This window comes from Nonomuraea sp. NPDC059023 (assembly GCF_042740095.1).
Lineage (GTDB): Bacteria > Actinomycetota > Actinomycetes > Streptosporangiales > Streptosporangiaceae > Nonomuraea.
The window spans coordinates 209,447-232,240 of sequence record NZ_JBHYIO010000015.1; the positions used below are offsets into that span (position 1 = coordinate 209,447).

24 protein-coding genes are annotated in these 22,794 nt (G+C 70.7%); 11 read left to right on the forward strand and 13 right to left on the reverse strand.

The window, feature by feature from the left end:
- Positions 1–132 precede the first annotated feature (132 nt).
- Positions 133–1,467, forward strand: a complete 1,335-nt coding sequence (locus tag ACFWYW_RS25850) for an NERD domain-containing protein kinase family protein (RefSeq protein WP_379611883.1) — start codon at positions 133–135, stop codon at positions 1,465–1,467.
- Positions 1,468–1,469: 2 nt separating this feature from the next.
- Positions 1,470–1,979: a GNAT family N-acetyltransferase gene (locus ACFWYW_RS25855; protein WP_379611884.1), complete on the forward strand. Its 510-nt coding sequence runs from the start codon at positions 1,470–1,472 to the stop codon at positions 1,977–1,979.
- Here the strand turns inward: ACFWYW_RS25855 and ACFWYW_RS25860 are convergent.
- Entirely contained in the window at positions 1,976–4,609 is a 2,634-nt protein-coding gene (locus ACFWYW_RS25860; RefSeq protein WP_379611885.1) for a BTAD domain-containing putative transcriptional regulator, read from the reverse strand. The genes ACFWYW_RS25855 and ACFWYW_RS25860 overlap by 4 nt on opposite strands.
- Before the next feature lie 148 nt (positions 4,610–4,757).
- Between ACFWYW_RS25860 and ACFWYW_RS25865 the strand changes: the two genes are divergently transcribed.
- Together ACFWYW_RS25865 and ACFWYW_RS25870 are read left to right on the forward strand one after the other, a co-directional pair.
- Entirely contained in the window at positions 4,758–5,681 is a 924-nt protein-coding gene (locus ACFWYW_RS25865; protein ID WP_379611886.1) for a M23 family metallopeptidase, read from the forward strand.
- Positions 5,678–7,039 (forward strand): N-acetylmuramoyl-L-alanine amidase, encoded by a 1,362-nt coding sequence (locus ACFWYW_RS25870; protein WP_379611887.1) that lies wholly within the window; start codon positions 5,678–5,680, stop codon positions 7,037–7,039. The genes ACFWYW_RS25865 and ACFWYW_RS25870 overlap by 4 nt, the downstream gene beginning before the upstream one ends.
- On the opposite strand, the gene ACFWYW_RS25875 is transcribed toward ACFWYW_RS25870, so the two are convergent.
- The gene (locus ACFWYW_RS25875; RefSeq protein WP_379611888.1) at positions 7,036–8,517 is read right to left on the reverse strand and encodes an AMP-binding protein; all 1,482 of its coding nucleotides are present in this window, start codon (positions 8,515–8,517) and stop codon (positions 7,036–7,038) included. The two genes, ACFWYW_RS25870 and ACFWYW_RS25875, sit on opposite strands and share 4 nt — an antisense overlap.
- Positions 8,518–8,560: 43 nt before the next feature.
- Positions 8,561–9,430: an FKBP-type peptidyl-prolyl cis-trans isomerase gene (locus ACFWYW_RS25880; RefSeq protein WP_379611889.1), complete on the reverse strand. Its 870-nt coding sequence runs from the start codon at positions 9,428–9,430 to the stop codon at positions 8,561–8,563.
- 94 nt (positions 9,431–9,524) lie between these two features.
- Between ACFWYW_RS25880 and ACFWYW_RS25885 the strand changes: the two genes are divergently transcribed.
- Positions 9,525–10,562, forward strand: a complete 1,038-nt coding sequence (locus ACFWYW_RS25885; protein WP_379611890.1) for a DUF2293 domain-containing protein — start codon at positions 9,525–9,527, stop codon at positions 10,560–10,562.
- Between the two features lie 525 nt (positions 10,563–11,087).
- On the opposite strand, the gene ACFWYW_RS25890 is transcribed toward ACFWYW_RS25885, so the two are convergent.
- The 3 genes from ACFWYW_RS25890 to ACFWYW_RS25900 all read right to left on the reverse strand — a co-directional run bounded on the left by ACFWYW_RS25890 (position 11,088) and on the right by ACFWYW_RS25900 (position 12,988).
- Entirely contained in the window at positions 11,088–11,537 is a 450-nt protein-coding gene (locus ACFWYW_RS25890) for a hypothetical protein (RefSeq protein WP_379611892.1), read from the reverse strand.
- The gene (locus ACFWYW_RS25895; RefSeq protein ID WP_379611893.1) at positions 11,518–12,171 is read right to left on the reverse strand and encodes a DUF433 domain-containing protein; all 654 of its coding nucleotides are present in this window, start codon (positions 12,169–12,171) and stop codon (positions 11,518–11,520) included. Before ACFWYW_RS25895 ends, ACFWYW_RS25890 begins: the two co-directional genes overlap by 20 nt.
- Positions 12,172–12,442: 271 nt before the next feature.
- On the reverse strand, positions 12,443–12,988 hold the full coding sequence (locus tag ACFWYW_RS25900; protein ID WP_379611895.1) for an HD domain-containing protein: 546 nt from the start codon (positions 12,986–12,988) through the stop codon (positions 12,443–12,445).
- Positions 12,989–13,005: 17 nt separating this feature from the next.
- On the opposite strand from ACFWYW_RS25900, the gene ACFWYW_RS25905 reads away from it, so the two are divergent.
- Entirely contained in the window at positions 13,006–13,407 is a 402-nt protein-coding gene (locus tag ACFWYW_RS25905) for an MmcQ/YjbR family DNA-binding protein (protein WP_379611896.1), read from the forward strand.
- A 45-nt stretch (positions 13,408–13,452) separates the two neighbouring features.
- On the opposite strand, the gene ACFWYW_RS25910 is transcribed toward ACFWYW_RS25905, so the two are convergent.
- The 7 genes from ACFWYW_RS25910 to ACFWYW_RS25940 all read right to left on the reverse strand — a co-directional run bounded on the left by ACFWYW_RS25910 (position 13,453) and on the right by ACFWYW_RS25940 (position 19,389).
- Positions 13,453–14,037, reverse strand: a complete 585-nt coding sequence (locus ACFWYW_RS25910) for a LysE family translocator (protein WP_379611897.1) — start codon at positions 14,035–14,037, stop codon at positions 13,453–13,455.
- Positions 14,038–14,225: 188 nt separating this feature from the next.
- A complete protein-coding gene (locus ACFWYW_RS25915) occupies positions 14,226–14,921 on the reverse strand; it encodes an ABC transporter ATP-binding protein (RefSeq protein ID WP_379611899.1) in 696 nt (231 codons plus the stop codon).
- Positions 14,918–15,643 carry an ABC transporter ATP-binding protein gene (locus ACFWYW_RS25920; RefSeq protein WP_379611900.1) on the reverse strand — a complete coding sequence of 242 codons (726 nt, stop codon included), beginning with the start codon at positions 15,641–15,643 and terminating at the stop codon, positions 14,918–14,920. The genes ACFWYW_RS25915 and ACFWYW_RS25920 overlap by 4 nt, the downstream gene beginning before the upstream one ends.
- The gene (locus tag ACFWYW_RS25925) at positions 15,627–16,547 is read right to left on the reverse strand and encodes a branched-chain amino acid ABC transporter permease (protein ID WP_379611901.1); all 921 of its coding nucleotides are present in this window, start codon (positions 16,545–16,547) and stop codon (positions 15,627–15,629) included. Before ACFWYW_RS25925 ends, ACFWYW_RS25920 begins: the two co-directional genes overlap by 17 nt.
- On the reverse strand, positions 16,544–17,401 hold the full coding sequence (locus ACFWYW_RS25930) for a branched-chain amino acid ABC transporter permease (RefSeq protein ID WP_379611902.1): 858 nt from the start codon (positions 17,399–17,401) through the stop codon (positions 16,544–16,546). Before ACFWYW_RS25930 ends, ACFWYW_RS25925 begins: the two co-directional genes overlap by 4 nt.
- Positions 17,398–18,522 (reverse strand): ABC transporter substrate-binding protein, encoded by a 1,125-nt coding sequence (locus tag ACFWYW_RS25935; protein WP_379611903.1) that lies wholly within the window; start codon positions 18,520–18,522, stop codon positions 17,398–17,400. Before ACFWYW_RS25935 ends, ACFWYW_RS25930 begins: the two co-directional genes overlap by 4 nt.
- A 72-nt stretch (positions 18,523–18,594) precedes the next feature.
- Positions 18,595–19,389: a 2-keto-4-pentenoate hydratase gene (locus ACFWYW_RS25940; RefSeq protein WP_379611904.1), complete on the reverse strand. Its 795-nt coding sequence runs from the start codon at positions 19,387–19,389 to the stop codon at positions 18,595–18,597.
- Between the two features lie 78 nt (positions 19,390–19,467).
- Between ACFWYW_RS25940 and ACFWYW_RS25945 the strand changes: the two genes are divergently transcribed.
- The 5 genes from ACFWYW_RS25945 to ACFWYW_RS25965 all read left to right on the forward strand — a co-directional run bounded on the left by ACFWYW_RS25945 (position 19,468) and on the right by ACFWYW_RS25965 (position 22,778).
- Complete coding sequence (locus ACFWYW_RS25945) at positions 19,468–20,175, forward strand: dienelactone hydrolase family protein (RefSeq protein ID WP_379611905.1); 708 nt, start codon at positions 19,468–19,470, stop codon at positions 20,173–20,175.
- Positions 20,176–20,253: 78 nt separating this feature from the next.
- A complete protein-coding gene (locus ACFWYW_RS25950; RefSeq protein WP_379611906.1) occupies positions 20,254–20,796 on the forward strand; it encodes a VanZ family protein in 543 nt (180 codons plus the stop codon).
- 150 nt (positions 20,797–20,946) lie between these two features.
- Entirely contained in the window at positions 20,947–21,699 is a 753-nt protein-coding gene (locus ACFWYW_RS25955; protein ID WP_184971312.1) for a GntR family transcriptional regulator, read from the forward strand.
- Positions 21,700–21,824: 125 nt separating this feature from the next.
- A complete protein-coding gene (locus ACFWYW_RS25960; RefSeq protein WP_379611907.1) occupies positions 21,825–22,046 on the forward strand; it encodes a hypothetical protein in 222 nt (73 codons plus the stop codon).
- Between the two features lie 162 nt (positions 22,047–22,208).
- Entirely contained in the window at positions 22,209–22,778 is a 570-nt protein-coding gene (locus ACFWYW_RS25965) for a hypothetical protein (protein ID WP_379611908.1), read from the forward strand.
- The last annotated feature ends 16 nt before the right edge of the window (positions 22,779–22,794 follow it).

A 22,794-nucleotide genomic window follows, 5' to 3' on the forward strand; every position in this document is an offset into this window, starting at 1 on the left:
ACACGGAACGCCTCGGGCCACGCAGGCTCCAGGAGAGCGGAGCTCGGACACGGGCGGCACGGGGTCCTCGGGGCGAGAGCGGGATCCGGAGACGGGCAGGGGGTGGGTGGGGGGCGTGCGAGGATGGCCTCTATGGCAGAGATCGTCGGCGGAGGCATTCCGGTCAACGACGCCGAGCGAAGGGTGATCGCCCACCTGCGCGACCACGCTCCCCAAGATTGGCTCCTGCTGCACAACGTCGAGGTCCCCCGAGGCGACGACCTGTTCGAGGTGGACCTGATCGTCCTCACGCCCCACTCCCTCGTGGTGGTGGACGTCAAGGGCACGCGGGGCCGGATCGAGGTCTCGGGCGGACGGTGGTTCCCGCAGCGCGGCGGCGCGGTCGGCTCGCCGGTCACCAAGCTCAGGGGCACGGCCAGGGCGCTGAAGGGCCTGCTGGTCGACGCCCACCGCAGGCTTGAGCGCGTCTACGTCGACAGCCTCGTGGTCCTGACCTCCCCCGACGCCGAGCTGTCCGACCCGTCCGGCCGCGACGCCGTGAACGTCGCCGACCTCGACGCCCTGATCCCCACGCTGGCCGACGTGACGCGGGTGCGCCGCGGCGGCAGTCCCGACGTACGCCCCTATGTGACCGCGATCCTGGACGCCCTCCACCAGTCCGTACGGCGCAGCACCGCCCCGCCGAGGTTCGGCAACTGGGAGGTGGAGGAACAACTGGGCGGCGACGCCAAGGTGACCGAATACCGGGCCTTCAACGCCACCCTGCCGGGCAGCGAGACCGTCCTGCTCCGCGTCTACCAGGCCGACCCCCTGGCCGACCAGCCCAGCCGGGTCGCCGAACGCCAGCGCATAGCCAACGCCTACCAGTCTCTGACCCGCATCCCGCCCCACCCGAACGTGGTGCGTTCCCGCGACTTCTTCGCCATCGACGACGAGAGCCGCTTCGTCCTGGTCCTGGACGACGTGCACGGCCAGGCCCTGCACGTACGGCAGAGCGCCCGCCTGACCGTCGTCCAGGACATGCTGCGCGGCCTGGCCCACGCCCATGCCAACGGCGTCATCCACCGCGCCCTCACCCCGGCCAGCGTGCTGGTGACTGACGAGGGCCACGCGGTGCTGACGGGCTTCGACTACGCCAAGCCGGGCGCCCGCAACTTCACCGTCGCCCACGAACTCGGCAACGTCCTCGACATGCACTACGTGGCCCCGGAGTGCCAGGAGGGCCCGGACCGCATGACCCCGGCCTCGGACGTGTACGCCGCGGGCGTGATCGCCTACCAGCTCCTGACCGGCGGCCTGCCGGAAAACACGGAGGACACGGACGCCAAGGATGTTCCCGAGGTCGTGACCAGGATGCTCGACGACGCCCCTGCCAGGCGGCCCACCGCCGCGGACAGCCTGGCGTCCCTGGAGGGCATTCGTCAGGAATCCCGTCTCAGGCGCCTCTTCCGCCGCGTACTGTCTTGATCATGGATGTTTCACTGCGTCCTGTGCGCGAAGACGACCTACCCTTCCTCAATCACCTGACCAACGACCAAGAGGGCTCGGGGGCCCACCAGTGGTACGGCTGGCACGACCCGCACCACCACCGCCGGCGCTGGGAGGAGAACGGCTTCCTCACCGACGAGGGCGGTTATCTGATCATCACGAGAGACGACGACCGGCTCGGCTTCCTGTCGTGGCACAAGCAGATGACCAGCAGGGTCTCCTTCTGCTACGAGATGGGGCTCATCGTCGCCCCCGAGTTCCGCGGCCGGGGTTACGGGACGCTCGCCCAGCGGCTGCTGGTCAGATACCTGTTCGACCACTCGACGGTGAACAGGATCCAGGCCGCCACCGAGCTGTCCAACCTGGCCGAGCAGCGGGCGCTGGAGAAGGCCGGGTTCACGAAGGAGGGTGTCCTGCGGGGTATCGGCTTCCGGGCCGGCCATTGGCAGGACGGGGTTCTGTACAGCATTCTGCGCGCCGACCTCAACTAGAGGCTGCGGCGCAGCGTGCTCGCGTGCTCCAGGTAGTCGTTGGCGAGAAGGGTGCGTCCGGCCGAGCGGTGCAGTTCGCCGAGCATCTCGGTGGTCTGCGCCTCGCCGCTGCGGTCGCCGAGTTCCTGGAAGACCTCCAGGGAACGTTCGAGTCCGGCGGAGGCCGGCGCCCACTCGCCGCGTGCCACCTGGAGCCCGGCGAGGCTCTGCATGGCGTAGGCGCCGCAGTGCCGGTCGCCGAGCGATTCGAAGATGTCGAGGGCGTGCCGGTGGAAGGAGACGGCCTGCTGGAGCCGGCCGATCTGCAGGCTCACGCAGCCTTCCCGGTGGGAGTCGCCGAGTTCCTGGGCCAGCCGCATGGCCTGTTTGAGCCATTTGCCCGCCTGGGCCAGGTCGCCGTTCCTGAGGCAGAGGCGGCCGATGGCCTGGCGGACGAAGGCCTCGCCGTTCTGGTCGCCCGCGGCGAGAAACATGGCCAGCGCCCGCCGGTAGTGACCGAGCGCCTTGGCCACGTCGCCCCGGAACTGCCGGACGGCGCCGAGGCCGCACAGCGTGGTGGCCTCGGCCCTGGTGTCGCCGAGTTCGCGGAAGATGCGGCGGGCGCGGCTGAACTGGCCCGCCGACTCCTCGTATCTGTCCTGGTAGAGGCTGACCTGGGCCAGGCCTCTGAGCATGGCGGCCTCGCCGTACCTGTCGCCTGAGGAGCGTGCGGCGGCGAGGGCGAGCGCGTGCGTGCGGGACCAGGCGTCGAAGTGGCAGTGCAGGTCGAAGTAGGGGACCATCGCGGCGGCCAGCCCCCACGCCGACGCCGCGAGTCCGGCCTCGGCGGCCACGCGCACGGCGCCGACCAGGGTGTCGTGCTCGGCCTCGAACCAGCCGGTGGGGTCGGCGGTCAGCCGGTCGAGCGTGCGGGCGGGCAGCTGCCAGCGCGGCGCCCGGTCGGAGGTGAGGCTGAAGACGACGGTGGGCAGGCGGGTCATGGCGTGCTCGGTGGTGGCCGTCCATGCCGCCAGTACGCGGCCGAGGGCTTCGGGGTCGGCATGCCGTTCGAGCGCGTGGGCGCCGATGAGGCCGGGCACCACGTAGCGCGGCTGGCCCACGGGGTCGGTGCCGACGAGCCTGAGCAGGTTGGCGTCGACGAGCAGGTCGGTCACGTCGTCGGCGCGCGGGCGGTCGAGCACGGCGCCGACCACCCAGCCGGGCTGCGCCTGGCCGCCGAGCAGGCCGAGCGTGCCGAGCGTGCGCGCCGCCTCGTCGGGCAGCGCCGCGTAGCTGCGGTCGAGGCTGGCGCGTACCTCCTTGAGCTCGCCGAGCAGGTCCTCTTCGAGCCTTTCCTTCAGTACGGCCAGCGACCACCCCGGCCGGGCGGCCAGCCGGGCACCCGCGCTGCGCACGGCCAGCGGCAGCCCGCCGCAGGCGGCCACGATCGCCCGCGCGGACTGCGGTTCCCTGGCCACCCGGTCGACGCCGGCGATCCGGCCGAGCAGGCGCAGCGCGTCGGCGGGCGGCAGCTCGCCCAGGTCGAGCTGGAGTGCGCCGGGCAGCTCGGTGATCTTCCTGCGGCTGGTGACGATCACCGCGCAGCCGTTGCCGGGCAGCAGTGGCCGGATCTGGTCCGCGCCGTCTGCGTCGTCGAGCAGGATGAGCATCGGCCGCTCGGCCAGCACCGTACGCAGCAGCGCCGACCGCTCGTGCACCGTGGGCGGCGGCGTGTCCACCCCCAGCGCCCGCAGCGCCTCGGCGAGCAGTTCGCCGGGTTCCCTTCCGGCCAGGTCCAGGTAGAGCTGCCCGGCGGGGTAGCGTTCCCGCAGCGCGTGCCCGGCATGTACGGCCAGCGCCGTCTTGCCCGCCCCCGGCGGCCCCGACACGATCGCCACCCCGAACGACGCCGCCAGCGTCGCGAGCGCCTCGGCCCGCCCGGTGAAGTCCGGCAGGTCGGGCGGCAGTTGCCTGGGCACGACCGGCGCGCCCTCGTCGGCGAGGATCGTCTCGTAGGCCCGGCGCAGGTCGGCCCCGGGTTCGACGCCGAGTTCGTCGACGAGCTGGGCCCGGATGAGGCCGTACGCCTTGAGCGCCTCGGCCTTCCTGCCGCTGCGGTGCAGGGTCAGCAGGAGTTGCTGCCACAGGTCCTCGCGGTAGGGGTGTTCGGCGATCAGGCTTCTCAGCAGGGCGATGGCGCCGGCCTGGTCGCCGCCTTCCAGGTGGTGGGCGATCAGGTTCTCGGCGGCGCGCAGCCGTACCTCCAGAAGGGGTTCGAGCCGGCGGTCCCAGAGCGGGCTGCCGGGCAGGTCGGCCAGCGGCGCGCCGCGCCAGAGCGCGAGCGCGCCGGCGTAGTCGCCGCGGGTCACCAGGTCCTCGAACACGAGCAGGTCGAGCGCGCCGCCGGGCACGTCGATGGCGTAGCCGCTGCCGTCGCCGCGCAGGTGGCCGCCGCCGAGGTCGGTGCGTAAGGAGCTGACGTAGGTACGGATGTTGGCCTGGGCCGAGCGCGGCGGCCGCTCCGGCCAGAGGATCTCGACAAGTTGGTCGGCGCCCACCACGTGTCCCGCGTTCAGCAGGAGGGTGGCGAGCAGCATGCGGGGTTTCTTGCCGGAGACCCGCACGGGGTCGCCGGCGGACCTGACTTCCAACGGTCCGAGCACATGAAAAGTGACCGACATGACCGCATCCGCTCCTTTATGGAGACCTGACAGCCCTTTGTATCTGTTCTGGACGTTTCTTGTGCGGCTTATGCACACCCTGGTCTCAGAGATCCCAGAACCCCCCGAGAGGATCACCATGAAGCTCAGAGGAGCAGTGGTCGCAGGCGTCACCCTCTTACTCAGCCTCGGCGCGATGCTGACCACGGGGTCAGCCGCGTCGGCCGACCCAGAGCCGTTCTCCGCGGAAGCGGAGATCCTTGCCACCAACTTCCAGCTGCCGTTCCCCTGTGGACAGAGCTGGACGGGCAACTCCAGCGCGAGCAGCGCGCACCAGTCGTGGGAGATCGATTTCAACCGCGGCGGCAGTGCCGACGCCGACCTCGGCGACCCGGTGGTCGCCGCCGCGTCGGGCACCGTGGTGATCTCGGCGCACCAGGGCTCCACCAACGGTTACGGCAACCTGGTCAAGATCGACCATGGGAGCGGCTGGACCACCTACTACGCCCACCTGAACGTCCGCTCGGTCAGCGCGGGCCAGGCCGTCTCCCAGGGCCAGCAGATCGGCACCGTGGGCAAGACCAGCAAGCCGGGCAACAACATCAGCGCCCACCTGCACTACGAGGTACGGCAGGGCGAAGGCTACCCGGGCAACATCCGCAAGGCCGTCTTCAACGGAACCACCTTCGGCTACCCGGTCCAGACGCTGACCTCCAGGAACTGCGGCGGGTCCAGCAACCCGTACACCCCCGAGCAGGTCTGCGGGGCCGGCTACGGCGTCGTCGACTCGGCGGCCCTCGGCTCCAGCGGCACCGTCTACCTGCTCTACAACAACTCCAACGGCTACAACTGCGTGGTCACGCTGAAGAAGACCTCGCTCGGCACCGCCTCCCCGGTGACGGCGTACCTGGAAGTCCAAGGAAGCGCCCGGATAACCGATTCGGGCAACTTCAGCTACTACGCGGGCCCGGTCAGGGCAGCGGCCCCCGGCAAGTGCGTCAAGTGGGGCGGCAAGGCCGGGACAGCCACGTACGACTCCCCCTTCGAGCACTGTGGATCATGAAACTGAGAATTCTCTTGCTGGCCGGACTTCTCGTGATGTCCGGCCAGCAGGCCGCGACGGCCTCCGCTGAATCCAGCCCGCTCGCCGACGCCTTCGACAAGGCGGCCAGCGGCTACGACGTCCCGCGCGACCTCCTTGCCGCGCTGGCCTACGCAGAAACCCACCTCGACGGCCACCGGGGCGAGCCGAGCGCCAGCGGCGGATACGGCCTGATGCACCTGGTTCCGAAGGCTCTTGAGGAGGCGGCCGAGCTCACCTCCACCCCGGCCGACCGGCTCAGGACCGACGACGCGGCGAACGTGCTCGGCGGCGCCGCCGTACTGCGGGCCAAGGCGGACGCGCTCGGCATGGACGCGAGCGCGCGCAAGGACCCGGCGCGGTGGTACGCGGCGATCGGCGCCTACGGCGGCGCGAAGAGCACCGCCAACATCTACGCCGACGCCGTCTACGAGGCGCTGTCCAGCGGTTTCGAGGCCAAGGGCGTGCGCGTCAAGCCGCAGGCCGTGCAGCCGGAGCGCGGCGAGGACTACACGCCGTTCGCCGCCGCGGCGGTCGACTACCCCGGCGCGCTGTGGTCGGCGGCCAGTTCCTCCAACTACACGGTCGCCAACCGCCCGTCCAGCGCGGCGATCAACAAAATCGTCATCCACGTCGCGCAGGGCTCCTACGCCGGGACGATCTCCTGGTTCAAGAACCCGGCGGCCAAGGTCTCCTCCCACTACGTGGTTCGCTCGTCCGACGGGCAGATCACGCAGATGGTGCGCGAGAAGGACGTCGCCTGGCACGTCAAGGGCGCCAACACCAACAGCGTCGGCATCGAGCACGAGGGCTACATCAGCGACGCCTCGTGGTTCACCGACCAGATGTACCGCGCGTCCGCGGCGCTGACCCGCAACATCGCCGACCGCCACGGCATCCCGAAGACCCGCGCGAACATCGTGGGCCACGTCGAGGTGCCCGGCAACGACCATACCGACCCGGGCCCGAACTGGGACTGGAACAAGTTCATGAGCTACGTGACCGGCGGCAGCGGCAACCCGCACACGCCCGAGTCGGTCTGCGGCACCGGCTACAAGATCATCGACTCGCAGGCGCTCGGCAGCGCGGGCACGGTCTACCTGCTCTACAACCCGGCCAACGGCAACAACTGCGTGGTCACGATCAAGCACACCTCGCTGGGTACGGCCACCGCGACCAGCGCCTTCCTTGAAGTCCAGGGCAGCCCGAGGACCACCGACTCCGGCAACTTCTCCTACTACGCCGGACCGGTCAGAGCGGCCGCACCGGACAAGTGCGTCAAGTGGGGAGGTTCCGCAGGCAGCTCCACCTACACGAGCCCGTTCGAACACTGCGGCTAGAAACCCTGCGTGTGGGCCACTGACCTGGCCCACACGTAGTCGGGCTGTCCGGCCGGACCCCGGTGGATCTCGCTGACCAGCCGCAACGCCCCCGGCACCGCGTGCGCGGCCAGCCTCCCCGCGCAGTGCGCGGCCAGCTCCTCCAGCGACAGCGCCGCGACGGGCGCCACGACCGCCGTCACCCGCTGCCCGGGACCGCCGACCACCACCGCGTCGTACACCGCCGGATGCGCCCGCACCACCGCCTCCACCTCCTCGGCGCGCACCCTCCCGCCGCCGGTACTGATCACGTTGGCCGCGCGCCCGAGCAGGGTGACGCTCCCGTCCTCCTCGACCCTGGCCAGGTCGCCGGGCACCGCCCACCTGCGGCCCTGGGCGTCGCACGGGAAGTCCGCGCCGTTCCAGTAGCCGCGCGCGACCCGCCCGGTCCTGCCCAGCACACCCTCCTCGCCGGGAGCGGCGGGCTCAAGACCATCAGCAAGTACGGCCGCGCCGTCCGCCAGCCCGAACCCGGCGCCCATCGCCTGGCAGGCCAGACCGGACTCGGCGGCGCCCAGCGCGTCCACGATCGCCGCGAGACCGGGAACCGCCGCCCGCAACCCCGCCTTGGTCCGCCCCGACATGGCCGCCGCGCCCGTCACCACCGCCATGAGCCCGGCCAGCTCCCCCGGCCGCACCGCCGCCAGCAGCGGCCTGGCCATCGCGTCGCCGGTCAGCACCATGACCTGGGCCCGCTCCGCGTCGGCCAGCCGGACGACCGCGCGAGGGTCGAAGCCGTGCCCGGTCCACAGGATGAGCGTGCCGCCCGTGGTGTGACAGGTCCAGCCGAGCCACTGCCCGGCGGCCTGGGCGAGCGGCGCGCAGACCAGCATCCGCAGCCCCGCCCCGGCCGCGGCGTTCTCGGCGACCTGCTCCGGCGAGGCGACCGGCTCGCTCACGAACGATCCCATCGCGGCGAAGAACACGTCCTCGTGCCGCCAGAGCACGCCCTTCGGGCGACCGGTCGTACCGGCGGTGTAGATCAGGTAGTGATCGTCGCCGGAGCGCTCCCGGGGTTCCGGCATGCTCCGGGGAAGGGCCACCGCCCGCTCGTACGGCGGGCCGTACGCGATCGTGTTCGTGAACCACGGCACCCGCCGCAGCAGACCCGCCTCGCCCACCAGAGCGGCGCACCCGGAGTCGCGCAGCACGTGGGTGAGGTCGTCCTCGCGGCAGCGGTGGTCGAGGTTCACCGGCACCGCTCGCAGCTTGAAGCAGGCGAGTTCGCTCTCCTTCCACTCGGCTCTGTTGCGCGCGAGGATGCCGACCCTGTCGCCCCGCCCGACCCGCATCCCGCTGAGGTGGCAGGCGAACCTGGTGGCGCGTTCGTCCAGCTCGCGGTAGGTGAGGCGGCGCTCGCCCGCGACCAGCGCCGTCCGGCCGGGCACCGCCCGCGCCACGCTCTCGAACAGGTCGGCCAGGTTGAAAGTGCGGCTCACCGGTCAAGATTGCGCAGCCCGCACCACCTGTTGTCCAGACCCATCAGAAGGTGTCGATGACGTCCACGACGTAAAGGAGCGGTCCACCGCCCGGAACGCCGATGCCGCCGGTGGTCGTGAAGCCCTTGACGGCCGGGACGATGACGGCCACGCGGCTCCCGACGGCCTTACCCGTCAGCGCCTCGACCCAGCCGGGCGGCACCGCCCCGGGTACGAGCGTGAAGCCGCGCGGGCCGCCGCGCCGGACAGAGGAGTCGAAGACCGTGCGCGCGGGCCACCTGGCGCCGACGTACTGCACCACGACCTTGGCTCCCGCCTCGACCACCGGGCCGGAGCCGTCGATGAGCGTGCGCGAGGGTCCCGGCGCCCGGAGGTCCGCGGGGAGCTCGGGTAGCCCCTCCCCGAGCAGGCGGGCGTCGGCCGGGTAGCCGCCGAGGATGTCGAACACCGCCACCAGCGTCTCCCCCGGGCCGACGCCCGCCGGAGCCCCGTCGCCCGCCGGGCCGACCAGCATCACGCGGCTGCCCGCCGCGTGCCCGGCCAGCGCCTCGTGCCAGGCGTCCGGCACCTGCCCGCCGCCGAGCACCACGGTGGCGGGCTGGCGGGTGTCATAGGTGTTCATGTACGGCTTGTTGCCCTCCCACCGGCGTACCTCGACATCGGTGACCACCACGTCCCCCTTCTGCGTCACCCGCCCGCCGCCCTCCCAGAGCACGGTGACCCGCGGCTCCCGGTCCGGGCGCCCGGTGGGCAGGCTGATGACCGGCTTGGTGCCGAAGGCGCCGGACACGCTCGGCGTGGCGGTGGCGAGCCCGCAGGAGGTCACGAGCCCGCACGAGGCGGCGAACCCACAGGAGGTGGCGAGCCCGCACGAGGCGGCGAGCAGGATTGCGGCAAAACAGATCAGTCGCACACTTCGCTTCTTTGCCGCGATCACTCCAAGGGATTGGCATCTACCCCCAAAACCACACGGCCGATGCCCTCTCAGGATGCGGCATGCTGGGTGGGTGAGCAGGCCCAACCTCGCGCGGCGGGTGGCGGAAGCGGCCGAGATCGCGCTGACCCACCGCAAATACGTGACCTTCGTCGACGTCGTCACCGGCCTGCGCTGGCTGCACACGCGGCACGTCGACACCTGGCGCCAGGGCCGGGCCGCCACGCTGGCCGACCTTGCCGCCGTGGACGACGACCGGCTGCTGGACGCCGCCGCCCACCTGCGAGAATGGGCGCTGGGCAAGGGGCTGCGGCCGGTGGCGGCGCCGTACGTGTCCAGCAGCCGCGACCGCCGCGACCTGCGCTTCACCAGAGACGGCGACCAGGAGCCCTACAGGACCCACTGGCTCTCACCCGACCTGAGCGAAGCCCGGGTCAAACAGATCACCGACCGCCAGTCCAAAGCCCCCGACCTGGTGGCGGTGAAGCCGGTAGAAGCCTGGACCTGCGCCGAATGCGGCGACACCGGCGACTTCCTGATCATGGAAGAGGACCGCCCACACTGCCTGACCTGCACGGATTTGGACCACCTGATCCTGCTACCAGCCGGCAACGCCACACTGAGCCGCCGAGCCAAGAAGGAGAGCGGCCTGTCCGCCGTAGTGGTCGAATACAACCGCAGACGCAAGATCTACCAGCGCGTGGGCGTACTGGTGGAGGAGTCCGCACTGGCGCTGGCCGAAGAGTCCTGCCTGGCCGACGAGGAGGTACGGCTACGCCGCCGCGACCGAGACCGGACAAGACGAGCAGAGCAGGACATCGACTACCAGACCCGGATGGCCACCGAGATAGCCCGCCTCTTCCCCGGCTGCCCACCTGAACGAACCCGTGAAATCGCCGAACACGCCGGACAACGAGGCAGCGGCAGAGTGGGCCGTACAGCAGCCGCAAGAGCGCTGGACGAAACCGCGATCACGTTGGCGGTGGTCGCCTCAATCCGCCACCTGGACACCGACTACGACCACCTGCTCATGTCCGGCGTCCCCCGCAAGGAAGCCCGCGACCGCATCCGCGACAAGATAGCCGCCAAACTGGCCGAATACCGCCCCTGAAAGCAAGGTGGTCGCTCCGCTCCCGCGTGCCTCCAGTCGGGCCGGGGCCCGACCTCTGAAGGACTTCGCTCCGCTCAGACGCCCTTCCGGCCCACCCGTTACCCAGCTGGAGTGTTGGCCAGCTGACACCCACCCCGCACAAAGGAGCTCGCTCCGCTCGCGCGCCCACCCAGGGGGCAAGCCCAGGCACGACCAGCGGCGTACGGGAACTACCACATGACCAAACGCCCCCGCCAGAGGCCGGCCGCATCGACACCACCAAGTCAAGGCCCGAACCCCACAGCCAAACCGAGCTAGCGGCCACAGGACGAGACCGAGGCCGGTGCACCACACCGCAAACCCGAAGCCGGGAACCACAGGCCAAGCCGAGCCCGCGACACCGCGTGCCCACCACCCGGCCCAGCAGATCGCGGCGACAGCCCACAGGCCCTCCACGGCCGAAGTCCGGACGTGAGCACTCGCTCAGAGGCCTCACGAGGTAAGAGCCCAGCCCGCGATCGCGGAATCCTGGCGATCCAGCCCGCGCTAGGGAGACGTAGGCCAGAACTTGGGCAGATTCACCGCAGGATCGGTCACCCGCAAGCGGCTGGCCGCCGTGGGATCGACGCCCTTCAAAGTGATCAAGCGTGGCCCGTCTGCCTCTTCCAGCAACGCCAGCGCACTCGGCAACCCCGCGGCTACCGTAGCGATGGCGACGCCCATCCCTACCAGCCCGGGATGCTTGTGCGGGTATTCGATCCGGTGCAGGCCAGAGGCTGCGATCGCGGCCACTTCCCGCGGTCGCTGCATCTGACGGCCGTCGTTGGTGAGAACGACGTGGAACCCCTCGGCCGCGGCCCGCGGATACAAGGTCTCGTCGCGCGTACCCGACCAGCCAGGAAGATCCAGTAGATGGACGATGTCGTGGTTCAGCACGAAGCTGGTCAGGACCTGATGCAGGGGGCGGGGGACGTTCTCATCCAGCAGCAGCCTCACGCCGCTCCTGAGGGGGGTCGTAGCTGTCGACGTAGGCGGCGAAGTCAGCGGCGTCCATCGCCGCGGTGGCGGACACGCTCGGGTAGTAGTCCGCGATCCGCTCGGCCGGGACACCGTCCCGCAACAGTGCCGCGATCTCGTCGTACGGCACGCGAGTCCCTTCGATCACCGGCATACCACCACGGACCGCCGGGTCGACGGTGACGTGCTCCCTGGGACGCAGCAGGTCCGGGATATGCCGTCCATCGCGGTAGAACGGCCGCAGCACCTCGACCATGTCATGGATGACGACATTGGCCCTGCGGTGCACCAGATCGGTGGCCTGACCCTGCTCGACCAAGTAGATCGTCGAACCGTCGGTCACCAGTTGATAAGCCGATAGATGCTCGCGCTGTCGCAGGTCGTCGCGGAGTGTGTCCAAGGCTTGGCGAATCTTCTGCAGGGACGCGTCGTTGCGCAGCTTCACACAGGTGCGCAACGCGACCAGGTCTCGAAACGAGTACAGCACCGGGCGCACCGGCGAGATCTCCGGCACCAGCACGGCCCCACGGCCGGAGCCGGCCTTACGCCAGTGCGCGAGCTGGCGAAGCGTGGCACCCGACAACGCCGCCGCCAGCTTCGGACTGTAGGACACCCACTTCACCTCCATCCGCCTGAATGAGCCCCTTCATCATCGCAAACATCCCCACGATTCACTCGCCATCACCTCGTCTTGATCGGGGCGTCGCCAGGCCCGGCACTGGCCATGTCCACAAGCACTGCGGCCCGAATCCCAGATCCGCACAACGGCCTTGGGTTACGCATCCCGACGTACGCCCTTACGCGCGAGACCTGAACAGCCACGGCCAACAGGTGCTCTCCGAACCGGGAGCGCAACGCGACGGCGCGCGGTCTCCGGTCGGGGGTCAGGCCGGAAGCGGGCGGGTGAGGTGTTCGATGATGGGGCGCCACGTGCCGAGTTCTTCCAGGGGCGGCCGGGTCAGGCCGATCACCTTGCCCAGGTCGTCGGCTCGGCGGAGGGTGACGGCGGCCATGCCGTACGGGTGGGCCTCGAAGGCGGCCACCTCCGCGTCGGACATCAGCCCGCCCTGCAGTTCCAGGGTACGGGCGGACTCCGGGGACAGGCGGCGCGACGGCTCCACAGTCGCCAGGTAGCGCTTGGCCGGCACGTGCAGCTCCACGAGGCCCGCCACCCGGTCGCCCAGCAGCGGCCGGACCGCGTCGGCGCCGGCGCTCGCGTGTCCCGCCTCGTCGCCCGGGTACAGCAGGTGGCCGATGTCGTGGACGAGCCCGGCGACCTGCAGTTCGAGGTCGTCGGGATGCCACTCGCGCACCACGGCCGCGACCTGCAGGCCGTGGTCGAGCAGCGCCACCGGGTCGCCGGTACGGTCGGGGCTGTCCCAGGCGTCTTCGCAGCGGGTGAGAAGGTCCATGAGTTCGTCGAGCGTCACCGGGATAGCGTTACCATATGCGCGACTGGCACGACATCAGAGACGAGCTACGAAATTTCGCCCTCGGGCTGCCGGAGACTCATGAAGACCATCCATGGGGCGAATCGGTCATCAAGGTCAACAAGAAGGTCTTCCTCTTCCTCGGCATGGACGAGCCGACCGAGAAGTGGGACCCGACCTTCGGTGTGAAGCTGCTGTCGGAGACCCACGGCCACGCGCTCACCGTCGAAGGCGCCGAGCCCAGCGGCTACGGCCTGGGCAAGGCCGGCTGGGTCACAATCCCGTTCATGAGCGAGCTGCCCGAAACCGAGATCCTGCTCGACTGGGTCGAGGAGAGCTACCGGGCGATCGCCCCGAAACGGGCCATCAAGCTCTTGGACAGCCAGCCGTCACAGCACGAATCAGACGGCCAGCCGTAACAGCACGCAACGCCATGGGACGGCCAGCCGTAGAAGCGCGAATGGCTATTGAACGGCCAGCCGGAGCGCGAACCCGACCAGCAGCACCCCCGTCACCCGCTCCACCCGCGCACGCACCTTCGGCCGCCGCAACAACGCACCCACCCTGTCCACGACCACGTTGTAGAAGCTGAACCACAACGCATAGAGGGCCGCGAAGATCGCCGACAGCAGCATTGGCGCCGCCCCCTCCATGAACTGCGGCAGGAACGTCACGAAGAACAGCAGCACCTTGGGGTTGAGCAGGTTCGACAGAAACCCGTTGCGCACATGCCGCAGCCCCGTGCCAGTGGCGGGCTCGGCGATCGGCGCGACGACGGCACGGGCCCGGAGCCCCTGCACGCCCAGCCAGAACAGGTACGCCACCCCCAGCCACCGCAACACGGAGAAAGCGGCAGGCGAGGCGGCAAGCAGGGCCGACAGCCCGATCGCGGCGGCGACGGCGTGCACTCCGAGTCCGAGCAGCCCACCGGTCATGGTGAGGAGCCCGGCGGTGCGGCCGTGCGCGAGCGAGCTGCGCATGATGAGCGCGGCGTCGGGCCCGGGGATCATGATCATGATCAGGGCGGTGACCGAGAAGGTCAGCAGCATGGCGGGGGTCTCCCGGGAGCACTGGGGGCGCGCTCCCGCCAACCCGCTGGTGCGCAGGCCGCACGAGAACGCGGGTGAACACAAATATGCCTTGTGGGCGGACCTAATCTTAGGCGACGCGATCGATCCTCACGACCCGGCCCCCAACATGGCCGCCGACGGACGCGTCCGCAAGAGGAACCGCGCCCTCACGATCCCACCCCCAGGTACTCGGCGATCGCCGCGTCGTCACCGGCGAACTCCCCGGCCGCCGCCGCGTACACGAACCGGCCCTTCACCATGCATCTGACCTCGTCGGCGACCTCCAGCGCCAGCCGGAGGTTCTGTTCGACCAGCACCACCGAGATCCCCGTCTCGCGCAGCCCCGCCAGCACGACGCCGAGCTCCTCGACCAGCCGGGGCGCCAGGCCCTCCGACGGCTCGTCGAGCAGCAGCAGCCGCGGGTTGCCGAGCAGTGCGCGCCCGATGGCCAGCATCTCCTGCTCGCCCCCGGAGAGCTGGTCGCCGCGGTGGCGGCGGCGCGCGGCCAGGGCGGGGAAGATCTGGTAAACGCGCTCGACCGTCCAGTCACCGGGGGCGCGGGAGATCGCCAGCGTCTCCTCCACCGTGAGCGAGCGGAACACCCGGCGCCCCTGCGGCACGATCCGCACGCCCGAGCGGGCGATGCGCCGCGTGTCCAGGCCGGACAGTTCGCGCCCGGCCAGGCTGATCGACCCGGCCCACGGCCTGACCAGGCCCATCAGCGCGTGTATGAACGTGGTCTTGCCGGCCCCGTTGCGCCCGAGCACGGCCACGGCCCGGCCCTCGCCGAGGGTGAGATCGGCGCCGTGCAGCACCTGGGCGGTGCCGTAACCGGCGGTGAGGTCCTGGACGGTCAGCATCATGTCCCCAGATAGGCCTTCTGGACCTCGCGCGAGGCCCGCACCTGCGCGGGCGTGCCGTCGGCGATCACCTGGCCCGCCGCCAGCGCGGTCACCCGTGAGGCGACGGCGAAGACCAGGTCGAGGTCGTGCTCCACGATCATCACGGTCAGTTCCGGAGGCAACGTTCGCACCAGCGAGGCCAGCTCGGCGCTCTCGGCGGCCGACATGCCCGCCGCCGGCTCGTCGAGCAGCAGGAGCCTGGGCCGCGCGGCCAGCGCCATCGCCAGTTCCAGCCGCCGCCCCTGACCGTGCGAGAGCGCCCCGGCCGGCCCGCCCGGCTCGACGCCCATCGCCGCCAGGTGCCCGGCCGCCTCCCGCTCGATCTCCGCGCGCCGCCCGCGCGGCAGCCACGCCCGCAGTCTCAACCCCTGCCTCGCCCGTACGGCGAGCGTCACGTTCTCCAGGCACGTCAGCCCGGTGAACAGGCTGCTGTGCTGGAAGGTCCGCCCGATCCCGAGCCTGGCCCGGCGCGGCTCGGAGAGCTTGGTCACATCCCGCCCGGCGAACTCGATCCGCCCCGCCGACGGCCGCAGCGCCCCGGCGACCGCCGCGAACACCGTCGACTTCCCCGCGCCGTTGGGCCCGATGAGCGCCCGCCGTTCACCCTCCTCGACGGACAGGGAGACCCGGTCCACGGCGGCCAGCGCGCCGAAACGCACGGTCAGCTCACGCAGCACGAGCACGTTTCCTCCACAGCCCGGCGAGCCCCTCGGGCAGCAGGTAGACACACAACACGAACAACGCCCCCTCGACCAGCAGCCACTTGTCGCCCAGCGCGCCGGATGTGGCCTCGCGCAGCGCGATCAGGCCGGCCGCGGCCAGCGCGGGCCCGGCCAGCGAGTCGCGCCCGCCGAGCAGCACCATGACCAGCAGCAGCACGGAGACGCCCACGCCCAGGTGGGTCGGGGCCACGAAGGTGTCCTTCTGCGCCACCAGCGCGCCGCCCGCCGCGCACACCGCTCCGGCCACGGTGACGGAGGCCAGCCGTACCCCAGGGACCGAATAGCCGAACGCGGCCATCCGCGCCTCGTTCTCGCGCGTGCCCGCGATGGCCGCGCCGAGCGGCCCGCGCCGCACCACCGCCAGCACCGCGAACCCGGCCGCGACCACCGCCAGTGCCCACCAGTAGAAGACCACGACGTACGGCATGGCCGTCTCCAGCCCGAACAACGTGCTGACCGGAATGCCGGCCAGACCGTTGTCCCCGCCCGTGACCCGGCCGGCCCGCGTGGCCGCCTGGACCGCGATCTCCCCGATCGCCAGCGTGAACATCAGGAAGAAGAACCCCCGGGTACGCACCGCGAACCATCCAGTGACCAGCGCGAACACCACCCCCGCCAGCACCGCCGCACCCAGCTGCACCACGGCGGACTCGCTGAGATGCTTGGCCGTCAGCCCCGCGGCGTACGCGCCCACCCCCAGGAAGGCCGCGTGACCCAGCGACGGCAGCCCCGCGTGCCCGACGAGGAGGGCGAGGCTCGCGGCCATCAGCCCGTAGGCCAGCCCGCCGGTGAGCAGGCTGAGCTGGTAGGCCCCCAGGACGAACGGCATGGCGGCCAGCACGGCGATGGCCAGGACCGCCCTCACCTGGCCCGCCCGAACATCCCCGACGGGTTCCACAGGAGTACCGCCGCCATGACCGCGAACAGCAGGTACGCCGCCAGTTCCGGCACCAGCGCCACCCCGACGGTCTGCACCTGCCCGACCAGCAGCGCCCCCACCACCGCCCCGCGGACGGAGGCGAGACCGCCGATCACGATGACGATCAGCGCCAGCACGAGCACCTCGCTGTCCAGCCCGGCCCGCAGGTTGAGCAGCGGCAGCCCCAGCACGCCGGCGAACGTGGCCAGCCCGCAGCCGGCCAGCATGACCGATAATCGGACCCGCGCGACGTCCACGCCGATCGCCGCGAGCATCCCGGGATCGTCCACGGCGGCCCTGACCAGCGCCCCCGCCCTGGTCCGCTCGAAGATCCAGTACACGATCCCGCCGATGACCAGACCGGCCGCGATCACCGCCACCCGGTAGGCCGGATAGCTGCCGAGGACGCTGCCGTCCAGCCCGTCTGGTGGCGGAAGGGTGTGGAATCCCCGGTCCACCACGCCGAGCAGAAACTCCGACAGCAGGATCGCCAGCCCCAGTGTGAGCAGGGCCTGGTCCAGATGGCCGCGCCCGCGCAGCGGCAGGATCGCCGCCGACAGGACGCCGCCCAGCCCCACGCCGAGCGCGGCCACGAGCAGCGCGGCGCCCGCCCACATCCCGAGCCCGACCGAGGCGCCGCCGAGCAGCAGGAAGGCGACGTAGCCGCCGGCCATGTAGAGCGCGCCGTGGGCCAGGTTGAGCACGTCGAGCATTCCGTAGATCAGCGTCAGCCCGACCGCGAGCACGAACAGCAGCGCCCCGAACGCCAGCCCGTCGAACGCGTTGACGAGCAGGCTCACGAGGCCTCCGGCGCGATGGTGGCGATCACCTTGTTCACGCCGCCGGAGTACTCGCGGACGTACCAGTTCTGGACGGGGTTGTGCTTGGCGTCCAGCGTGAACGGGCCGCGCGGGCTGGCGATCTCCCCCACCTGGCCCAGGGCCTGGGCGAGGTCGCCGCCCCGGCCGGCGGCCTGGTCGATGAGGCTCATGGCGTCCCAGCTCTGCAGCGCGACCACCGACGGGTTCTTGCCGGTCTTCGCCTTCCACTTGGCGGTGAAGGCCTGGTTGTCCGGGTTGTCGAGGGCGGGCGAGTACAGGCCGACGCTGGTGATGCCTTCCGCGTCGGCTCCGATCGCCTGCAGTACGTCTTCGTCGGTGATGTTCTGGCAGGTCAGGAGCTTGAGCTTCGTGTCGTAGCCGAACTGCTTGAAGTTCTTGGCGAACGTGATGGCCTCGCCGCCGGCGTAGAAGACGTAGAGGAACTTCGCCTCGGTGGGGATCTGGCTGAGGTACGGCTGGAAGTTCTGGGTCTTGCCGAACGGGGTGAGGATCTGCTTCAGCGGCTTGGCGCCGCCGCCCTTCGCGTAGCCCTCGGCGAAGCCCTTCAGCGTCTCGGTGCCGGCGGAGTAGTCGGCGCCCATGAGGACGGCGCCGTCCTTGCCGTACGACTCGGCGGCGTAGCGGCCGGCCGCGTACCCGTGCATGTAGTTGGTGTAGGAGACGCGGAAGACGCCGGGACCGCCCAGCGCGTCGGCGCCGGCGTTGGCGATGACCACGGGAGTCTTCTGGGCGGCGGCCTCCTTGGCCACGGCCACCGCGACCGGGGAGGCGATCAGCCCGGTGATCACGTTCACCTGGTCCTGCAGGGTGAGCTGCCTGGCCTTCTGCTGGCCGGTCTCCGGGGTGCCGGCGTCGTCGGCGACCACCAGCCGGGCCGTCTTCCCGCCGAGTTCGCCGCCGTGCTCGTCCAGGTAGAGGCGCATGGCGGTCTCCATGTCGTCGCCGAGCGCCGCGTACACGCCGGTCTGCGAGATGATCGCGCCGACCTTCACCACGGAGTCGTCGGCCGCCTGCTGAGTGGCCGCGCCACCGCACCCGGCGGCCAGCGCAACGGCCAGAGCGAGCAAGGCAAATCTCATCGGAGGCTCCCGCTGCCGCTTGCGTTTCCGAGATCCTCGCGCGTGCGGCGGCAGAAGGGAAGAGCGCTATCCCTACCCGAACACGGCCCGCACGGAGCCGAGTCCGTCGATCCGCACCTCGAAGGCGTCCCCGCTGACGGCCTCCACGAACGGCCCCAGCGTCCCGGTCAGCACCACGTCGCCCGCGCGCAGCGGGAACGCCGAGCGCCCCGTCGCGCCCGCCAGCCAGACCAGCGCGTTGAGCGGGTGCTCCACGACCTGCGCCCCCGACCCCGACGACACCTGCTCGCCGTTGCGCGTCATCGTCATGGCCGCCGTACGCAGGTCGAGCCCGCGCAGATCCCGGGGATCGGAGCCCAGGACGAAGGCGCCGCTGGAGGCGTTGTCGGCGATCGTGTCGGCCGGGGTGATGTCCCAGCCCTCGATCCGGGAGTCGGCCACCTCGATGGCGGCCAGCGCGAAGTCCACCGCCCTGATCACCTCGGCGGTGGTGAACGGCCCGCCCTCCAGATCCTCCTTCAGCACGAACGCCACCTCGCCCTCGACCCGCGGCTGCAGGAAGTCGCCGATCGGGATCGGCTGCCCGTCGAGGTGGCAGCGGTCCTGGAACAACATCCCGAAGTCCGGCTCGCCGATGCCGAACCTGCCGCGGACCTCCGCGTTGGTCATGCCGACCTTGCGGCCGACGAGCCTGCGCCCCTCCTGGAGCGCGCGCCGCGTGTTGATCTCCTGTACGGCGTAGCCGTCCCGTACCGACCCGACCAGGTCGCGGACCGGCGGGCACGGCTTGCCCGACGTGGCCGCGTCCAGCAGCCGGTCGGCCGCCTGGGTACGCACGTCGACCGCTTCCGACCATTCATCGTGCATCTGAATCACTCCAGCCTGATGGTGGGCTCTCGTCATCGTCTCCCCTGCGGGCGATCCATGCCAATTACGCTGCCTGTCATGCAGACGCGTATCGATCAGGTGAACGCCCATGACGGCTCCTTCGACGTCCACGTCTGGCTGCCGGACTCCGGCCGCGGGCCGGGCATCCTGTTGCTGCAGGAGGTCTGGGGCGTCGGGCCGTACATCAGGAAGGTCGCCGAGGACCTGGCCGCGCTCGGCTACGTCGTGGCCGCCCCCGACCTGTTCTGGCGGGTGCGGCGCAACTGGCAGGGCGCCCACGACATGGCGGGGCTCCAGGCCTCGATCGAGGTCGCGAGCCAGTTCGACGGCGCCCAGGGGGTGGCCGACAGCGGCACGACGCTGGCGCACCTGCGCGCGCTGCCCGAGGTCACGGGCGGCGTCGGCTCGCTCGGCATCTGCCTGGGCGGTTCGCTGAACTTCGCGCTGGCCGCCGACGAGCACATGGACGCGGTGCTGTCGTTCTACGGCTCGCAGGTGCCCGACACCCTCGCCCTCATGGAGCGTATCGACGCTCCCCTGCTGCTGGCCTTCGGCGGCAAGGACCCCTACATCCCCCGCGAGCGGGTGGCCGAGGTGGAGCGGGCGGCGGCGGGCCGCCCCAACGTCCGGGTGTACGTGGACGAGCGGGCCGGACACGCATTCCACAACCATGAGGCCCCGGATTTCTACCACGAGGAGGCCGCGGCGGACCTGTGGCGGGTGGCCGTCGACTTCCTCGGGAACCACATTCCGGTCCGTCCGTAATAGGCGTGCACGAAAGCTGCACACGGCCCCCACACACCCTGTCTGGTACGCCACTTCCCCGTACCCCACGATGAAGCCGTGACAGAGATCTTCACCATGTGGGGAAATGTCATCATCGCGACGTTTCTGACCGTTCCGGCGGCGGCGCTGGCGATCTTCCATCTCACCCGCGGCCGCGCCCGCCGCGCGCACCCCGCGCCCCTCCGCAGCGCGGTCGCCGACGTCGGGATCGTCATCGGCACCGCGCCCTGGATCTGGATGATCCTCACCCCCTCCGGCCGCCGGAACACGGTCGAACTCGTCCCCTTCCAGGTCTTGATCGACCTTGCCGCCGGGCCGTGGGAGACGGCATTCGTGCAGGTTGGCGGGAATCTACTGGTATTCGCCGCCCTGGGGGGACTGCTCCCGGTCCGCTCGGCGCGCTTCACCTCTCTGGCACGCATCGCCCTCATCGCGGCACTGGCCTCCATGACCGTCGAGTCCCTCCAGTACGGCCTGCGACTGGGCCGCGACTCAGCCACCGACGACGTCTTGGTCAACACGGCAGGGGCCGTACTGGCTGCCGTGATTACTCGCCGCTGGTGGGCCCCCGTAATACCGGGCAGGACCGTTCCAAGGTAACGGCCCGCGAAAACCCCCGAAGATCACCACACAGGCACGATCCACTCAAAAGAAGCACGCGACCAACCTGCGTATCTGTGCGATCGTGGACAAGACGGGGCAAGTTCTCTGGAGACGCCAAACCCGGTTGGTGACAGAGGGTGGTCAAACGTGTCTGAATCCCCGGTACCTCACGAGCCCCCCATCTATCGACGGATCGCCGACGGCCTCCGCGCGCGGATCATGGCCGGCGAATTGCGTGACGGGGATCGGCTACCGGGCGAGAACGCGCTCATGGCGGAGCACGACGTGGCACGCGCCACCGCTCGGCAGGCGCTTGCCGTACTCATCAACGAAGGGCTGGCGGTACCCAAGCGAGGTTCGGGGGTCTACGTGCGCTTGTTCAAACCGATCCGACGACACGGCTCCCGCCGCCTGTCCCGCGAGCAGTGGGGACAGGGGCGGGCGATCTGGGACGCCGACACGCGCGGCCGTCCGTTCACCGTCGACGAGGTGGAGGTGGCCAGGGAGAACGCCACGGAAGACGTCTCAGCGGTGCTGGAGAGCGGCGAGGTATGGGTACGGCGGCGGCGCTATTCGGTCGACAGCCGCCCCGTCCAGCTCGCCACCTCCTACTTCCCCGCCGCGCTGGTCGAGGGCTCGGCCATCACGGTGGCCGACACCGGCCCCGGAGGCGTCTACGCCCGCCTGGGCGACCTCGGACTGCCCCCGGCCCACTTCACCGAGGAGGTACGCGCCAGGATGCCCCGCCCGCGCGAGGCCGGCCTCCTGGGCCTGCCCGGCGGCACCCCCGTCATCGAGGTCTGCCGGACCGCCTACACCTCCGGCGGACTTCCGGTCGAGCTGAACGAGATGGTTTTGGACTCCGCAGCCTATGTACTTCAGTACGATTTCGATGCTTAGGTCAAGCCGAAATGTCAAGCGATAGGTTGACCTGTCCCTCGCGGATCTTGCCTTCTCTAGAGAGGTACCCCATCGTCGGAAGGGAAGGAATCATCGCCTAGCAGCGGGTCCCGGGAAGGGTGGTCATGTCCTTTGACCGGCACCTCGCGGAGATCGCCCGGGAATTTCCGCACTGGACCATCTGGCGGAGCGACGCGGGACGCTGGTGGGCCACTCGGCATCACCCGCTCAACGCCGAGCAGCGTGATGCCGGGTGCGCGATGACGATCGACGCCGACGACCCGGACGGCCTGCGCGACCAGCTCCGGGACCAGCAGAGGCGAGCGGGAACCCCGCCGCCCGCCTGACGTCTGGACCGTTCTCACGGTCTGGACCACATGAGCAGCCCGGTGCCGGGTCCAGCGTCTCGGCGGCTCCGGCACCGGGCCACCAAAAACGGGGCCAAGGTCGCGGAAGCCTCCGACCCTATCGGGGGCGGAGGCTTCCGCCCACGGAGTAGCGTCGGACGCATGCTCTTCGAACAGCGCCTGCGCGAAGGCATCGCCGACGGCACCATCACCCTCGCCTTCCGGCGCTGGAAACGCAGCCAGGTCAAGCCCGGCGGCCGCTACCGCATGGGCGACGGCCGCATCGCCGGCGTCTCCTCGGTCGAGGTGGTCACCGGCATCACCGACGCCGACGCCCGCGCCGCGGGCTACCCCGACGCCGCGACGCTCCGCCGCGACCTCGACGCCCGCGGTGACGACCCGATCCACCGCGTCGAACTCCACCTCGCCGACACGAGCGACCCCCGCGACGCGCTCGCCGGCTCCGCTGAGCTCTCCCCCGGCGACCTCGCAGGACTGCGCACCCGGATGGCTCGCTTCGGCCCCTGGGCGCTGCCCACGCTCCGCCTCATCGCCGAGCGCCCCGGAGTGCGGGCCGGCGACCTCGCACCCGAGATCGGCCTGGACCTGCCCACGTTCAAGATCAATGTCCGTAAGCTCAAGAACCTCGGCCTCACCATCAGCCTCGGCACCGGTTATCGCATCTCGCCGCGCGGGCGGGCGTACCTGGACATGACGCAGGCCCCGCCGTAGCGGGGCCCGCGACACC

Coding starts and splice junctions, on each gene's coding strand:
- ACFWYW_RS25850 (WP_379611883.1), top strand. CDS start 133: ATGGCAGAGATCGTCGGCGGAGGCATTCCGGTCAACGACGCCGAGCGA.
- ACFWYW_RS25855 (WP_379611884.1), top strand. CDS start 1,470: ATGGATGTTTCACTGCGTCCTGTGCGCGAAGACGACCTACCCTTCCTC.
- ACFWYW_RS25865 (WP_379611886.1), top strand. CDS start 4,758: ATGAAGCTCAGAGGAGCAGTGGTCGCAGGCGTCACCCTCTTACTCAGC.
- ACFWYW_RS25870 (WP_379611887.1), top strand. CDS start 5,678: ATGAAACTGAGAATTCTCTTGCTGGCCGGACTTCTCGTGATGTCCGGC.
- ACFWYW_RS25905 (WP_379611896.1), top strand. CDS start 13,006: ATGCGCGACTGGCACGACATCAGAGACGAGCTACGAAATTTCGCCCTC.
- ACFWYW_RS25910 (WP_379611897.1), bottom strand. CDS start 14,037: ATGCTGCTGACCTTCTCGGTCACCGCCCTGATCATGATCATGATCCCC.
- ACFWYW_RS25915 (WP_379611899.1), bottom strand. CDS start 14,921: ATGATGCTGACCGTCCAGGACCTCACCGCCGGTTACGGCACCGCCCAG.
- ACFWYW_RS25935 (WP_379611903.1), bottom strand. CDS start 18,522: ATGAGATTTGCCTTGCTCGCTCTGGCCGTTGCGCTGGCCGCCGGGTGC.
- ACFWYW_RS25940 (WP_379611904.1), bottom strand. CDS start 19,389: ATGCACGATGAATGGTCGGAAGCGGTCGACGTGCGTACCCAGGCGGCC.
- ACFWYW_RS25945 (WP_379611905.1), top strand. CDS start 19,468: ATGCAGACGCGTATCGATCAGGTGAACGCCCATGACGGCTCCTTCGAC.
- ACFWYW_RS25960 (WP_379611907.1), top strand. CDS start 21,825: ATGTCCTTTGACCGGCACCTCGCGGAGATCGCCCGGGAATTTCCGCAC.
- ACFWYW_RS25965 (WP_379611908.1), top strand. CDS start 22,209: ATGCTCTTCGAACAGCGCCTGCGCGAAGGCATCGCCGACGGCACCATC.